This is a genomic window from Coprococcus sp. AM11-30B, from assembly GCF_027674365.1.
Lineage (GTDB): Bacteria > Bacillota > Clostridia > Lachnospirales > Lachnospiraceae > Allocoprococcus > Allocoprococcus comes.
Genome location: NZ_JAQDVB010000006.1, coordinates 15,671 through 32,681 on the forward strand (window position 1 = coordinate 15,671; position 17,011 = coordinate 32,681).

General features: G+C 35.6%; 6 protein-coding genes. 1 reads left to right on the forward strand and 5 read right to left on the reverse strand.

What is annotated here, in order from left to right:
• Nucleotides 1-6: 6 nt before the first annotated feature.
• The 4 genes from PGU50_RS04740 to PGU50_RS04755 are packed head-to-tail and all read right to left on the reverse strand — an operon-like array spanning nucleotide 7 to nucleotide 13,800.
• Nucleotides 7-6,876 carry a hypothetical protein gene (locus PGU50_RS04740; protein WP_270246243.1) on the reverse strand — a complete coding sequence of 2,290 codons (6,870 nt, stop codon included), beginning with the start codon at nucleotides 6,874-6,876 and terminating at the stop codon, nucleotides 7-9.
• Nucleotides 6,876-7,676: a phage tail domain-containing protein gene (locus PGU50_RS04745; RefSeq protein WP_118174495.1), complete on the reverse strand. Its 801-nt coding sequence runs from the start codon at nucleotides 7,674-7,676 to the stop codon at nucleotides 6,876-6,878. Before PGU50_RS04745 ends, PGU50_RS04740 begins: the two co-directional genes overlap by 1 nt.
• Nucleotides 7,677-7,714: 38 nt before the next feature.
• Nucleotides 7,715-8,017: a hypothetical protein gene (locus PGU50_RS04750; RefSeq protein ID WP_118174497.1), complete on the reverse strand. Its 303-nt coding sequence runs from the start codon at nucleotides 8,015-8,017 to the stop codon at nucleotides 7,715-7,717.
• Nucleotides 8,018-8,061: 44 nt separating this feature from the next.
• Nucleotides 8,062-13,800 (reverse strand): hypothetical protein, encoded by a 5,739-nt coding sequence (locus PGU50_RS04755; RefSeq protein ID WP_270246245.1) that lies wholly within the window; start codon nucleotides 13,798-13,800, stop codon nucleotides 8,062-8,064.
• 82 nt (nucleotides 13,801-13,882) lie between these two features.
• Here PGU50_RS04755 and PGU50_RS04760 point away from each other — a divergent pair, with 82 nt between their 5' ends.
• On the forward strand, nucleotides 13,883-14,416 hold the full coding sequence (locus PGU50_RS04760; protein ID WP_270246246.1) for a ribosomal protein L7/L12: 534 nt from the start codon (nucleotides 13,883-13,885) through the stop codon (nucleotides 14,414-14,416).
• A 403-nt stretch (nucleotides 14,417-14,819) separates the two neighbouring features.
• Here PGU50_RS04760 and PGU50_RS04765 read toward each other — a convergent pair whose 3' ends face one another.
• Nucleotides 14,820-16,997 carry a phage tail tape measure protein gene (locus PGU50_RS04765; RefSeq protein ID WP_270246247.1) on the reverse strand — a complete coding sequence of 726 codons (2,178 nt, stop codon included), beginning with the start codon at nucleotides 16,995-16,997 and terminating at the stop codon, nucleotides 14,820-14,822.
• Nucleotides 16,998-17,011 lie beyond the last annotated feature (14 nt).

Here is a 17,011-nt window from a genome sequence, read left to right on the forward strand (position 1 = left end):
AAGAATTTATTGCCCCCCCAAGTACCTAAATGACAGGTTGCCATTTGAACGTGGGATAAAAGCAAATTTTCCAAGTTGCAATCTATCTAAGATTTCAGCATCCGTTACATACAGCTTATTGTTACTGAAATAAGCAACTTCATCTGTTCCTTGGTAGAAACTTAACTTTTGCTCGCTCAACAGCATTGATAACTGCATAGACGGATCTTGGCTAGAAATCTTTCTTGTAATACGCAGTCCGGCATCTTCCATAGAGAAACATTCAGTCGTTTGCTCTATACTTTCAACTCTTCCGTTTATGGCATCAACACGAACAATGTATGTATTGACATCAGTTTGTACCTTATCAACTTGTTGTTGTGTCGTGACATTACTTTTCCGGATTTCTTCTATACGCCCATCTTCGCCGACCAAATCATCAAAGTCTTTTCTATTTGAAACAACATCATTGATTACATCAGAGATAATCTTCTTCAATTCGTCAGACATATCACCAGTAATCTTATCTGCGTAATCTGTTAAATCCTCTGGAGCAGGGTAGTAGTCTGTAGGACGGTTTCCTTTTTCCAACTGGATATAATCAATTGCATAATAGTCATTACTGTTCATGTTATCTGTAATTCTAAGCACATTTGATGTCACCCCAACATTGCCAGTAGAAATCAACTGACCTGAAGATGTAACAAACATGTCACGATTGTCAGATACAATATCAAACTCTGTATCTTCTAAAGTCAGGACGGTGTAAACCTTGTTCCATCCAGATGTAAGCTGTATCTGTTGCATATCAGTTGTCTGCATTACACCATTCGTATTTGCAAGGCAAACATTGAGTGTCATATTTTGACGAGAATATACATTCATTGATACCGTCAGTTTCGTTCCAAGTTCCGTAGCAACCAAATTGTCCGTATATACTTCGTAGTACACAGCCTTGGCAGCATTTGAGCCAGTTCCAGGCTGTACCTTGATTACACGCTTTGCATCAATTTCAGCTTCAGAAATAGAATATACTTTGTCAGTTCCATAATAATGACAACCTTCAAGCTGGTTCGATTTCTTCAACAGGTTTCTTGCTCCGATAAGCATGTTTGAACTATCAACTAAGATAGGAACTGTCTGAATATCAAGTAGATTATCTTCAGTTGGAATTTGATTAGCTTTGTGCATTTCTATAGTGTAAAAAGCTGGCATGTTAGCCTCACCATAAATAGTAAATATTTGTTCGGAAATATTATTTGATGAACTTATAATTTCTTCTGTACGATTATCACTATAAGTTTTTGATATAATAAAACGGCATGGGTAAACAACTCGATCACCATCCCCATCTCTATAATATCCTTTTGCTTTTATCGTATCTGGTGTGATAATATTATTTCCGTCAATTTTTACAGCACTTGTATCAAGTTCTAAGAAATAAGTTCTTCCGGCATCACCAACATCACCTTGTTTTGCATTAGTATATGAGACAGTAGAGTTGCCATCTGAATATTGAACGGTTGTTCTTGTCCAAAGGTACATGCCATCTACTAAATCAGGGATTTCATCTGACCATTTATTCGTTACGAATAAATTAGAAGAATTATCAATCAATGATTTTCCATCATTTGTAACAAGCTCAACTGATTCTGGAGGAACAGAAGAATTTTCTGTTGTGGTGATATATTCTACTTTAGTAGAAGTGATAGTAACATCATCACCCTTGATTTTTGACCAAGTGTAATCTGTGGGATTTTTACTATCTGTCTCAATATTGTCAGTATATTGTCCGATATATTTTTTATTTGTTCCATTAACTGTATCAAAACCAGTTTTACCGTCAGAGGAATCGGCATAAGCTATATGAATATATCCGTTTTCACCAGGAACGCCATTTTCACCTACATATTTAGACCACTTATATTCGCTTGATTTTGTTGGTGCGATTGAAGTGGTAGTTGATGCTATACCAACATATTTTGTCGTTGATGATGGAGTTGCAGTCATTCCAGTACCATTTGCATCAGTAGCATAACGTACCCAAAGGTAAGAAGATGTACCATCGAAATAATCTACACCCTTAATAGGTGTCTTTCCGTCCGTTCCTTTAATTAAAGTCCACGTATATTTTGTCGAATCATCACTATCGGCTTCAATATTATCGGTATATTGACCAATGTATTTTTTACCCATTCCAACTGTTTTACTAAATCCAGTTTTGCCATCGGCAGAGTCAGCATAAGCAATATGAACATATCCATTCTTTCCAGGAGTTCCGTTTTCGCCTACATATTTCGACCATTTATAATTGCTTATTATAGTTGGCGCAGTGTTTGTTGTGGTAGTCGCAGTACCTATATATTTTGTATCTGCACTTGGAGTCGTAGTCATACCACTTCCATCAGAATTAGCGGAGTAACGAATCCATAAATATGAAGATGTACCGTCAAAATAGTCAACACCTTTTACTGGTGTTTTACCATCATCACCCTTGATTTTTGACCAAGTGTAATCCTTATAATTTCCACTGTCTGCTTGTGTATTGTCGGAATATACTCCAATATAAATTGCACCAGTAAATTCGGATTTAGAGAATCCTTCCTTACCATCAGCACTCATGGCGTAAGCAAAATGGACATAACCATTTTTACCTGGAATACCATCTTCACCATCTTTACCAGCGAACTTAGACCATACATAAGAATTTGCAGAGTCAGGATCTTTTATTACATCGTTGACACAAATACCTATATAATCAGAAGGAATTTCTGAAATTTGGTCATCTGTAGGATTTGGATAAGCAGAATATTTTATATGGACATAATTACTTGAACCATCTCTACCATCACGTCCATTGATACCGTCTTTACCGTCAGTTCCATCAATACCTTGTCTCGATACACTGTATGTGACGGTCGAATTTCCGTCTGAATAATTTACAGTAGTTCTCGTCCAAAGATAAGAACCTTCAATTACATATGGAATAGAAGATAACCATTTATTCGTTGCAATTTCATTTCCATTACTATCAACAATATTTTTGCCATCACTGGTAGCAAGAGAATTTGCTTGCGGTGGTGTAATTCCGTTATCGCTAGGAATATATACAACTTCCGTAGAAGTAATATATATACTATCTCCGTCTTTACCATCATCGCCCTTAAATTTTGACCATGCATATTTTTTATAATCTGTACTGTCTGCTTTGATATTGTCAGTATATACGCCTATATAGGTTGCACCTTCATACTCACAAACGTTAAAGTTTACACTTCCATCGGCAGATTGAGCATATGCGAAATGCACAAAAGAATCTTCACCATCTTTTCCATCTAAACCAGGTGTTCCATCAGCACCGTCCTTACCTGAAAAACGACTCCAAGTATAAGAACTTGCAGTAATAGGATCGTTTAAATTTGTATCAACACAAATACCAATGTACGCAGCCGGAACTTCTGTCAACATATCATCAGTAGGATTTGCTACAGAACTATATTTAATATGAATATAAGTGCTAATACCATCCTTACCATCTTTTCCTGGAATACCTTGTATTCCTTGTCCACCAGTTGCACCAGCTTTAAGTTTTGCAATACGCAGCTTTTTACTTATGGCAATTTTACCCATATAAATGAGATCAAATACTACTTCTCCACGGTCGGTAGACAGTCCCTTTAAGGTGTAGCGATATTTAGTTTTATCCCATTCACCAGTAACACCACTTGTTGCAGTGATTGTCCAAGATAAGTCTGATGACTTTGTGATATCAGTGCTTCCAGAAAATACAGTTACATTTGTATAGCAATCCGTAAAATTACCACCATTACCATTGGAATCAGTCGTAATGCCTATATATTCATTGTCAAGTTGAACCACAAGAGCAGATGCTTCTTGCTTGATTGTTTTATCAATATAAGAGCCAAGATCATCACTGGTTGTCATCTGAATATGTTTGCCGTTAATTTTGATATTTCCATCATCATCGACATATACATATTTAGTGTAAGATCCATCTTCGTTCTTTCGTTGCAAAGTAAACAAATCTTTATTTGTATCGTTTGCGTCCGAAGTAACAGTAAAACCATTTTCGTCAATTTTTACTGAACCAGAAGTGTTATAGATTCCAACTTTATTTCCGAGAATAATGTTACCGACAATTTTATGAGCGATAATTCCATAGTCCTCTTTGTATGTACCAGATTCAGGATCAAAGTAAATATACTTACCAAGTCCAGTTTGAACAGTCTTCCAACCATCGTTTGTATAGTAAAAGCCATGATTGATTATTTTTGTTTGCTCAGAACTGTAATCATCACCAAACTCATTTTTTTCACGCATGAGCAAACCAGTCTCATCCACAACCATATTTTGATTGTCTGCAGCATTTACAATTTTCTTGTTAGTAAGGTTTAATCCATTTTCAACCATATCCATGATTTGTTTGTTGGCATTATTACCCTTATTCGCTTGATGCTGCACCATTGAATATGATGTTGACATAGACTGAGCTTGTGATAAGATACTCTGGATATCAGAAGCAGAATTTAATCCATAGGTTACATCAGAAAATTCTACATTCAAAGAATCAAGATTATCATAATCAATCTTATATGAAGTCAAACGCAATTTATAAATTGTTTCATCAATCTCTATACGAACCCAATTACCAACATCAAAATTTACTAAGAGTGGAGAAAATGTTGCATCACCTTTCACGAAATATAATTGATCGTGTGACACAATATTTACACCAGCCAAAGTAACAATTGGAACAGGAGATGATTCAACATCTTGTTCTTTTACGAGTAAAAAGTTACTCAAATTACAACTAATGGTGTGTTGCAAAGTAGCAGATTTTACAATTTCACGTTCCGCATTTTTGATAAATTCTTTGGCTTGCATAATAAGTTCTTTGTCTGACAATCCATCAGAAATGAAATTATCATTCTTATATGTGTCATCACGTCTAAATGAACAAAACTCAGTCCAAAGTGAATTCCCAAGATAAGTATGCAAATCCAAATTATTCGCAATAACCTGACGCTGCTTTTCGATATAATCAAGAACACCTTCTGGATTACTTTTAGAACCACGCAATTTCAGAATTTCAGATTCACGTTCCCTCAACTCATCTTCAATCCATATGCTTTTACTGTAATATGGATAATACATTGATTCATACATATCATTTTCTGGATCAGCAATACCTTGTTGAATTAGAATGTCTAAACAACCTCTTACAATACTTGCAAGAATATTCAAATTATCGACACTATAAAAGGACAAAGCCTTTTTGAATTCAGCCTCGTCCTTTTTAAATAAAGCAACTGTTCCAGTAGCATCAACATCATTTTTTTTCATTGCTTTTTCAAGCTGACATTTAATAAAATCCGATGTAGCATCTGATACATATATTGTTATAATTGATGTGGTTGCCTTATCATTCTCATCTGCATAACTTGATAGAGTGATAGTTCCTTTCCAAACATTCCCACTGTATGAATCATTTGTTGCTGTAATTCTATACAATGATGTGTCTACAAAAACTTTCGCATAATTTTGTAGAGCCAAAGTAACCGTAGATACAGACGCTTTATTGGCATTTTGAATACCAAGAGGTGAAAGCGTATTGGTAGTCAATTTCTTGATTTCTTGTGCAGCCGTTGTTTTCGTCCCACGTTCTGAGACTGGTGCAAGAGTAGTTTTTAATAAACTGTAAAAATTTAAAGCAGAATAATATAAATCTGTTAAAGAAGAGTACCCTACAATTGGATATTTCACATTCATTAAAGAACTATCGTACAACTTATATTTATTGATTAGTGTATTGTAATCACTAATAACAGTAGATGGAATATCAATTTTTTTATCTGATGAATATGAAGCATATTCTTTTTCGTAAGTAGATAATTTGTCACGTAATGTTTTTGACATATCGGCACGAACAGAATCACTAAAATACCAAATATATTGACTTCCGCTTGGATTTATATTTCTAATTGTGGCTGTCATTAAATCATCACCAGCGACCAAACGAAAACAGTTTTTTACTTCATCCTTATTTGAAGAATACGAAATATTTCCAGCGAAATTTTCATGGCTTAAAAAGATACCACTATCTGAACCATATCCAAATTTAATATTAGCAGAGTTACATTTGGTACACATTTTGTTTGTGAATGTTCCACGTTCTCCACATTCCATACAAACATCGTTTAAATCATAAACAGAAATTGTCCTGTGGATTTTTCCATCATTATTGACAGATTCGCCATAAACAAACAAACATTCTACTTCATTTGCGATATCATCAAATGCGCCTTTTATAGTAGAACCATCCCATGAAAATGTTCTTTGCAAATTAGCGATAGAGGAATCTACATGAACAATTGTATAATGGGATGCTTTATCTTTTAAAATTCTATCTAATGCAGATCCTTCTGGATTAGTTGGATCATATATAATAGTAGGGGTGTAATCGTCCCTTGCAATATCATCCTCTGTGTTGATTTCAATATCATTTAAACTAAGCTGTCCAAGTTCAGCTTCTTGTAAATGAACACCTTGACAGTGTTTTATAGTAGCATCATCCTCATCTGTTTCAACGGAAAGTTCATACCACGGATTAAAAGATGCTGTGTCAAGATGTGGGATATAGATCAATCTAAAGTCTCTAATGTCGTTCCATAATTCACATGTAACATTATCAACCTTTTTATAAACATCAAAAGTAATTTCAGCAGCTTGTGCAAGATCATTTTTATTGGTAAGTGATTGAACATTATGAATAATTCCTTGTTTTGTCCCACCACGATAAGCCAATACGAGATCAGGTGCAATAGGCTGTCCATCTGGACTTATTTCTATAAGACCACCATATAAAGAAGTATTCATTATGCAATCACCACCTTCGCTATTGGGTTATATGAAATTGAGTATGTACAAGGTAAGTTAAATGTCAGTTTATTAACTGTTTTGCCATACTCATTGTTAATTCGTATAAACTTATAATTAAAATCATCACCCAACTCATGAGAATTATTACTTGACATAATTTGCAAAAGATGAGTGAAAGTCAAAGTTTCACCAGATGAGCAACCACGCACAACAGTTGTCCGTTTATCGTACTCATTAGTGATTTTTAAATCACCAGCAGATTTAAGCGTTATTGTAATATCAGGATACAGATAACCTTCTTCATCGCTTGTGTCATTGATACTAATTGATCCGTCCTTGTCAACAGATCCACTAAAATTCAATTTATCCTTATAGCCGAACGGGGCAGTGGCAGTAAATGTTAGATGAAAGCCTATACAGCCAAAAGCATAATGAATTTCTTCTATATTAAATGTACCATTCCAAAAGTAACCATCATATTCATCACTACATAACCGCAGCTCAGATGCATTTGGAGATCCAAGCCATCTTTTTATAACTGCACATTCAGTTGGAGAAATTAAATTTTTATTGTTTTTATCGCCTATTTTACATATTGAGAATTCCATAACTAATTGGCTGTTATATGTATAATATAAAATAGGAAAATATTTACTTCCAAACATTGAAATAGAAGTAAAATCTCTTTGAGAGTCAGTAGTCGCAGTATTTGCAGACGAAGCATCATCAAAATCGCATACCATATATCCATGACTACTTAATTTTTCATCACGAAAAATAAAATCATAACCATACATAATAATTCCTCCATTAGTTTATTGTGAAAAATAACTGTTTACTTTTGACGTTTCATATTTTTTACTAAGTCATCCATTTCTTTTTTATATTTTTTCTTCATAGAATTAACAGACATAATTGCCTGAGAATATTTTTCTTTTAGTTCCTTTATATCCGCTATACCGTCACGATAGATTTGCTCGGATTCTTGTATGTCAGATATAACTTTTTCAAGAGAGGATATCTTCTGTTTCAATATAGTATTTTCTTCGATAAGTTCTTTATTTTTGAGTATTAAAGAATCATTCGATTTCAGAAGTCGTTGAATTTTTCTTTTTTGCATTTCTTTTTCTAAAATCATGTTTTACTCCTAATAAAAATGAAGGGCGTATTACAGCCCCTCATTTACCACTTATATTTATTTTTGGCTAATGTGCTTTTACCAGCAACAACACCAATCGTCATAGCTTGAATCATATCTTCAAACTTTTCATCCTTTTTTGCACGATTCATAAATTCCTCATAGTTTGTTACATTTGGCAGATTAAATGTAACTTCACCTATGCTGTTATTATTTACACGCATATAAGGTTCAAGACCAGAAAGAATACCATTATTAAACAAGTTCCCACTAATAAATCCAGACGGATCGCTTGCCATATCCCATATGTTTCGTGTGGCATCGGCGGTAAGCACACTGTCACCTTTTGCGATATGAGTTACAATAGCGTTCTCAGATGGCTTGACAATAGATTCACTACCAAGCTCATTTACCCACGCATTTTCAGCTTTCGGAGCATTTTTCAGACCGACAGCATATTTATTGTAATGATATGGTGAAAGATCACGGATTCCCTGGTATCTACCAACCCACGCACCAGAACGTACATAACCTTCTCTGCCCATCTGATTTACGATACTTTGAACTCTATTGGCATCAAAACCTTTAGCTTGCAAACGGCTAACTCTGGTATTTCCAGTTCCCCAACCATAGTTACCGTTCCAAATAGCAAGAGCAACACCATAGTAATCCTTATCGGTTCGTGCCGGTTTTGATGGTGTAGAAGGAGTATTGTTTGACGGTTTTGAAGGTTGACTTGCTGGTTTACTTGCTTCCGTCTGTTTCTTTGTGGCTTCCGCTTTAGCTTTCGCCTCTGCATCTGCCTTTGCAATCAAAGCATCAGTATAAGCCTTAATACCAAGAATCGCATTCAATGTAGAAGTATTCTGTGTTAAGAACTGATCGCCATATTTAGAAATAACAGTGAAAGCACCACCATCATTCGTCCAGATAGAATTCATGGTTTCTGACAATGTATAGCCAACATTTGCACATTCTTGTTGAATTGTATCGCTAATAGAAGATGAATTTGCATTGATTGAATCAATCATGTCAGATAAAAAAGCATCAACGTTATCCAATCTTGCATTAAGAGATAACTCATATTCATTATACAAATCATCTAATAATTTTTTCTGGTCTGTGATGTATCTGTCATACTCTGTTTCTTGCAATTCTTCCATAGCTTTTGATAAATCAACCTGAATTTTCTGAATTGTAGCTTTAGTTTCCTCTGAATTATCTCCGGCATAAGCTGATAACTGTTTCTGCAAAGAAGCAATTTCATCAGATTGTTCTTTTACCTTTTTCTGATAATCATAGAGGTCTTTTGCACTATCCAATGAATCTGTATAAGCATCTATCAAATCTTTGAGAGAATCAAGCTGCGCTTCAATTCCGTCTTTTACCAAATCAATCATAGCCTGTTTTTCATCTTCGGCAGCAAGAATAGATTTTCTCTGTAATTCGAGAAGTTCCTGTCTACGTTCAATGAGGTCAGTGTTATATGGATCTTTAGCAATTTCCGCATTTAACTCTTTGATAGCTTTGGCATATTGGTCAGCTTGTACCATATCGACATTGTAATTCTGTCCATGTAATCCCATAGTTGCCATGCCGGTATCTGTCATTTGACCTTTATCATCAAATAACTTTCCATTTGCCATTAAGTCAATGAGAAAATCTGCTTCATCGGTAATATTTGATATACGGTCTTCCATATAATCAAAATATTCCCAATCAAGCTCACGCATTGTTTTCTGATATTCAAGCAGCGAGAGATTAGATTCATCAATTGCCTCTTTGACATCATTGATGCTTTTCTGCATCTCATACCATTGCTCAGAACCCTTTTCGATTTCACCAGAAGCCATTGCCTGATTGAAAGATTCCGTTAAATCAACTAATTCTTTTTGGAGAATTGCCTGATTTTCTTTTTCAGCTTTTTGGAGAGCTTGATAATAAACCTTGCTTCCTTTTAAGCCTTTTGCTTCCAGTGTATCAAGCCCAGTGTTATATGTATCAGTCAAATGTTGTACAAGAGCTAACTGGTTATCAAAATCAGTGGAAATGTTACTGAATCTGTCAGCATATAACTGGGCGATTTCTTCATGCAAATCGGCTACAGCATCTTTTGCTTCAATCGCTTTTTCATAAAAGTCTTGAAAATCCTTAATCTTATCAGACAAGTCTTCATCAGTAATCGTGGATATATCAATCGTGCCATTCTTTACCTTGTCCATCCAGTCAGATGATAAACCGACAGAATTAGCCTGTTGCATATATCTGGTGTATGCTTGATTCTGAGTATTGATTTGCTGAGTGATTAAAGAGATTTCATCGGCAGCAGCACTATTACGTTTTGCCAACGTTTTGAATGCACTTTCTGCTTTTACTTTTACTCTGTCAATCGCTTCACTGATTCGATTTATGGCAATTTCAATCCAGTCAAATGTTTCTTCAAAATCTTTTTCTGTTGAAGAACTGCTTGAACTAGAACTTGATTTACTAGAAGAAGATGATCTTCCACTAGAACCGCTTGATTTTCCAGAAGACTTACTACTTGATTTTCCAGAAGACTTACTACTTGATTTTGATGAAGAACCGCCACTTGTAGAAGGAAACCTCCAACCACTAGCATAAGCAGTACCACCAAGATAAGAACGTCCCCTAGAGTTAATCTTGCCACTTGATAAAAGTTGGCGTGATTGCTCTGCATCGAATACAATAGAACCTTCTGGAATATGGGCAAATTCAGCACCACGATCTCCGACAGTCCACCATTGATTACCATTGACAACAATTTCTTGTCCTTTTTCACCGGTTAAAGCATCTTCAGATACTTTTGTCTTCCAACTGTCTTTAAGCCAACTTGTATCAAACAATGTTCCAGAAGCTCTTGCCGTACCACCATAACGAGCAGTACCAAGTAATTTACCCTTTCCAGTAGAAGAATATGTATCTATATGATGCGTATAGATATACATATTTGAGGTTTTGCCATTTACACCATTCAAAGCAGAAGCAGCACTACTAGCAACAGAAGTTGCATTTTCTGTAGCTGTAATATTTGCCTTTGGTGATAATTTCGGTTGCAAAGAATTTAAAGCATTGTCTACAGTCTGGATTTCGCCAGTTGCAGTATCAGTAATGGAAATTTCACCATTCAAATATGCTTCTTTTTGTTCTGGTGTAAGAGAATTCCAAGTATTGATAACCCATGTTGCTTGATCTTCGGCAGACAATGATGCAAATTTTGGATTTGCACTTGCATCATTCCATAACTGAATCAACTGAGTTGCATAATCTTCTGAGTATAAAGCACAAGTTTTAGAAATTAACTCACGTTTATTAACATCCTCGATTACAGGTGTTGCTTGATCTTCCGCAAGAATATTAAATGTGAGTGTATTATCTTCACCTTGTAAAACCTCTATTTTTTTCTGAACACCATCAATTTCGGCGGTATAAGTAATCGTACCGTCTTGATTTTTAAGAGCCTTTACTTCATCCTCAATGCCATCGCCATCAACGTCAGCATTAAATGTAATAGAACTTCCAGAAGCAAGTTGCTCAAGTTGTGATTGAATTTCATCAGTTGAAAGTTCCGCATTAACATGAAGCTCTTGAGGTTTGCTAAAGAAATCTTCCCATGCACTTTGTACTTCTTCTATAGAACTGTCAGTATTGATTTCTGGGTGAGTTTCAGAAAAAGCATTGAGTATGGATTTTTGTAATTCTTGAGTATTCTGGATTTTCGCTTGAATCTCAATAAATTTATTACTACCATATTCCTCTTTTGAAAGCTGGTCGTATAAGTCATTGATTGTATTTTCATTGACTTTTATCTTAGCTTGTACTTCTGCAGAAACATTATCAACTTGTAAACCTTGTTTGGCAGTAGTGAGATATTTTTGATTGGCAGCCAATACCTCTGCATTCGTATCTGCATTTTTACCGCCTTGTCCAGATTGTTTTGCTGTCAGTTCATCAATCTGAGCCTGAATAGTAGAAAGGTCATATACAAATTCGATATGTACAATCTGGTCTTCCGTGAGTTCTGTCATATCATCTTGATATTTTTGATACTCGTCATCCCAGTTTTCAATAAGACTTCCAAGATGTTTTTTAAGCTGTCCGTCTTCCATATCTTTGTAAACAGAATGAATTCCATCAAGTGCAGTCTTATATCTGTTTAATCCTTCAGCACTGAATACAACATCGTCAAATTCAGCACCATAAGATTCAAGACTATGCATAAGAGACTCAGTAGCCTCAACACTAATTCCAAGTTCTTTAGCAGCAGCAGCACTATTCTTGAATTTCTTTGTCCAAGAAAATTCGCCATTATCTTTTGTGGCAAATCCGCTCTTAACCAAATCATCGGCAAAATTAGTTACACTCTGAAGTGGGTTATCACTATCAAAGTATCGTTTTATTTTCTGTTGTGCTTTCTCCCAGTATTCCACATAAGCATCAGCATCGTACTTATAATCATCTGGATTTATTTTTCCATATGTCATAAATTGAGCAGCAGTTTGGAAATCATCTGTACCAACCTTGCCTTTCTTGTAAAGCTCCTGTGCTTTACTCAAAGCATCTGCCATATCCGTCCAATCTTGATCCTGATTCTTAGAATCCATTGCAGCCTTAACACCAGCGATAGAACCATCTACCCCAGTGATTGCTTCTGCAGCTTCATCGGCACTTGCAGCTAAATCATTGAAATATTTTGCAATATCGGAAGCGTCTACACCATCAATGGCGATTCCCATACGCTTAATATCATCCGCTGTAAGTTCTGCCTGTTTTGCAGCTTCAAGGAGATTATCTTTAATGAAGTTTTTGCCGGTACTTCCATCAAAGAAAGAATTGATTTTATTTAATTTCTTCTCTGCTTCTGATAAATCAACATTATTGTAAGCATCAAATAAATCATTTATACGATTTACAGTGTCTTCATATCCTGGAAGTACACTACCGTCCGTAGAGAAAAGAGAAGAGTAGTTTGAGTTAATTGTCTCAACATCTTCACTAACTTCTTTTTCCAAGTCACTAACATCTGATTTGAGATTTTTAAGCTGTTTTGTCTTCTGCTCATACTCAGTATCAGCTTGCCAGAAATGCTTATGATATTCCGGCTCCATGTTAGCAATTTCTTCTTCAAGTTTTACTTGCTCTGCTTTCTTCTCATTAAGTTTTTCTTGTTTAGATGTAGCACGATCAATGATATCACCAGACATATATTCCATAATTGGCATACCATTGGTATCAGTCATCATATATCCATTTTTATCTTTAAGGAAATCGCCAGTTTGCCATGTTAAATCTTTCGTCAAAACATGGTTCGCATCTTCGGCAGCTACACCTTGTTGATAATTAGCAAGTTTCTGTTTGATTGCTAACTGTCTTTCAAGCTGGTCGTTTTCAGCCTGTAACTTTTGTAATTCAGCCTCTTCGGTTATGGTAAGAGAATCCATAGAGTTTAACTCATTGATTCTGTCCTTTACCTCTGAAAGCCGAGACTCTAAAGATTCTACTTCACTTGCTGTCTGTTCATAAGCACTACGAGACTTATCGGCTTTTTCTACGGCTTCATCAAATGATTCTGTGACAAGATTGACTACGGCAACAACAGCAACGATGCCAGCAGCAATAGCAAGAAAGCCACCTAAAGCAGCAGTAGATATACCTATCGCACTAGCAAGACCTTCAAAACCTAATGATGCTGCAGCAGCAACATCACCTAAAGAAGTTAAGCCACCAGCAGCGGACATAGCACCAATAAGATCTTTTATCGCCAATAATAATCTTGCAAATAATAATAGTAATAAACAGATTTTTGTGATATAATTATAAATAATATCAAACAATAAGGAGAAAAATATGGCACTTATTAAATGTCCTGAGTGCGGAAAAGAAATTTCCGACAAATCAAAACATTGCATTCATTGTGGATATCCACTTGATGAATTAAAAATAAATAATACCAACCAACTCTACAAAATTGTATTAACAGATTATGGCAAAAACAAAGTTCAAACAATTGCCAAAATCCGTGAATTTACCGGCATGGGATTAGCCGAAGCAAAGAAATTTTCTGAATCTTTACCACAAGTAATTCAATCTGGTATCAACATGGATGAATGTGATTTGATACAGTCACACTTTTTATCAGTCGGTGCAACCGTAGAAATTCAGCCAGATAATGAATCTGTTTCAAAAAACACAGTTTTAGAGAATAAACCAATAGCAAAAGCTATAGTTAAAGACAAAAATGTAATTACTTGTCCGAAATGTGGATCTACTGCTATCGTAACCACAAATAGAGGATTCTCTATAATGACTGGATTTATTGGCTCTGGCAGTCCACGTAATGTATGTCAAAATTGTGGATTCAAATGGAAACCAAGAGCATAAATTATTACCATTATTATTTGCAAGATTAGATATGCTACTTCGTGTATTGGACTACAATGACAGTTTGGTTACTGACGAGCATATCAACATGACTATGATATAATCATGTTTTATCCGACTGTCTATCACACTTGCCTATGGCAAGCGAACTCCCTTACAGTCTGTGAACCTTCCCGTTTATCACAAATTCCAACGTGATACAAACCTATAAAATAGGAGAGGGGATTGGATGCTGACTATCCATTGTCCTATACAGTATACTTAGCATTATTTTTTAGCATATATACATTTTGACGTATAGTGTAAATTCAAACTTTTTTCTGCATTTCTGCGACTATCACGCCTATCCGTTAGGATTACGTTGTAGTGTTGAATTATTAAGATTTCCCAGCAGTTTGAAAGTTTATGCATCTATGGATTCACACCCATAGAGGGCAAATTCTTTACCAAAATTTTTAATTAGTGCTACGATTCCAACACCAGCACCTATTGTTCCCAAAGTACCAATGTGGTCGATTACTGTAGTGATCGCTTCCGCAATTTCCGTAAGACCAGAAACTGCGCCTTTTACGAAACCAGAATCTAAGAAAGAATTTGAAAGTCCTTCCCATGCAGCTTTGAGCTGATTTACTCTTGCTTCGATAGAATCCATGTATTTTTCGTGTTCTTGCATTGCAGAACCTTCAGAATTCATGGACACATCAAGGGCTTGTCTTGCAATATCAAAGTTCTCCATAAGAGATGCCATTACATTACCTTGATGTTTTCCGGCAAGCAATTCAGTAATACTTGCCTGTTGAATATCCGTTAAGTCTTTCCATTTCTGAGATAACTCGTCCATGATTTGATATGTAGACTTAAAGGTGTTTTTATCAAGCATAATATCTACGCCTGATAATGCTTTTATTTCTGCTTGAAGTTTAGCGGTTGATTCTGCCATACCGTCTGTTTCCAGACCAGCTTCTTCAAGCTCAGTTGTTGCGCCACGTATGCGCATTGAAATTGTCTTGAAAGCATTACCCACTCTTGGCGCATCCTGGACTACTGTATTAGCAGCAGTAATCAACGCTATGGTTTCATCAAGAGTGTTATTTGCAGCAGCCATTGAAGATGCGGATCTTGTTAAGGCATCACCAATACCGCCGGAACTGATAGCAAATCTGTTACCTACTTCATTGAATTTATCAACAATAGAAATAGCATCATTGGCTTGTATACCGAATGCTTGCATTGTTGAAATTACACTGGAACTTGCTTCATCAATGCCAGAAATTTCGTCACCAACAACACTATAGATATTGGCAACCTCTGAAAGCTGTGTAGCGTCAGCCATTGAGTAACCAAGTCGTGCAAAGTTAGCTGTTGAATTTACATAGTCGGTAATAGTCGTGCCAAGTTCTACAGAACGCTTTGAAGCATTTGTAAGAAAGCTAGAATAAGCGGAGTCCGTTTCATCTGTAACTTTCTTCAATTCTGTCATGGCACTATCAATATTTACTACATTTGAATACATATCTTTCAATCCACGAATGGCGGTGTTAATCATAGCCCCCATACCAAACAAAGGACTAAGACTTGTCATATTGTCTTTTAATGTAGCAAATACGCCCTTGCCGAGACTTCTAGACGCAGCAGCAGTAGTTTTTAATTCTGTAAATTGTCTATTTACATCTTTAAGTGCGCTACCAGTAGTGGCATTAGCCAAAGCTGTTTGTATATCTTTTAGTTCATTCTTGTACTTTCTAGCAGCTATCGTATTTTTGTTCATCCAGGTTTCAATTTGATTACCCAAAACTGTTCTCTGAGATAACAATTGCTGTGATGCTGCAAGAGAATCATTTTCTGCCTTTGCTTCTTTATAAGCAAGTTTAAGTTTTCCAACTTCTTGTGTTATTCTGTCAAATTCAGCTTGTTGTTTATCTAGTCCAGATATATTACCAATACCAGCTAATTCAGATTTTAATTTTGACAGTTCTGCAGAATAACTATTTGTATCACCTTTCAGCTTTACAAACCCAGCATTAAGTGATGCAATATCGGAGTTTAATTTTGACACATCCGCACCAGTAAACATCTGCCTAAAAGATTCACGTACTCTGGAAGACGTATTTATCAAATCACCAGTTTGTGCGCTGAATGATTGCATAGCTGTTACTGCACGACCTAAATCATCCACACCAGTTACAGTAACATTTAAGCGATCACCGTTTAATTCGTGACTTATGCCAGTTACAGTAACTTTTAAATTATCCAATTCCTTTGTAATATTGGATATGGAACTTTTATTAAAACCAAAATTCTGCAATGAATTTTGTAGATTTTTTATTTCTGTTTTCGTTCTACTTAAATCAATACTGTTTAAAGACGCATTAGCATTTCTGGCGAAATTATTGCCAGCAACATTACCAGCCTGACCAAATTGTGATTTTATCTGATTCAAATAGCCGTTTATATTTCCATTTTTGGACACCAAATTTACATCAACATCAATTTTATGCTTTGCATTTGTGAAAGCATTCATTTGTTGCTGTGCTTTGGCGGTATCAAGCTCCGCTATAACGTGAGCAATAAAATCTGACATAACTTCACCTCCCC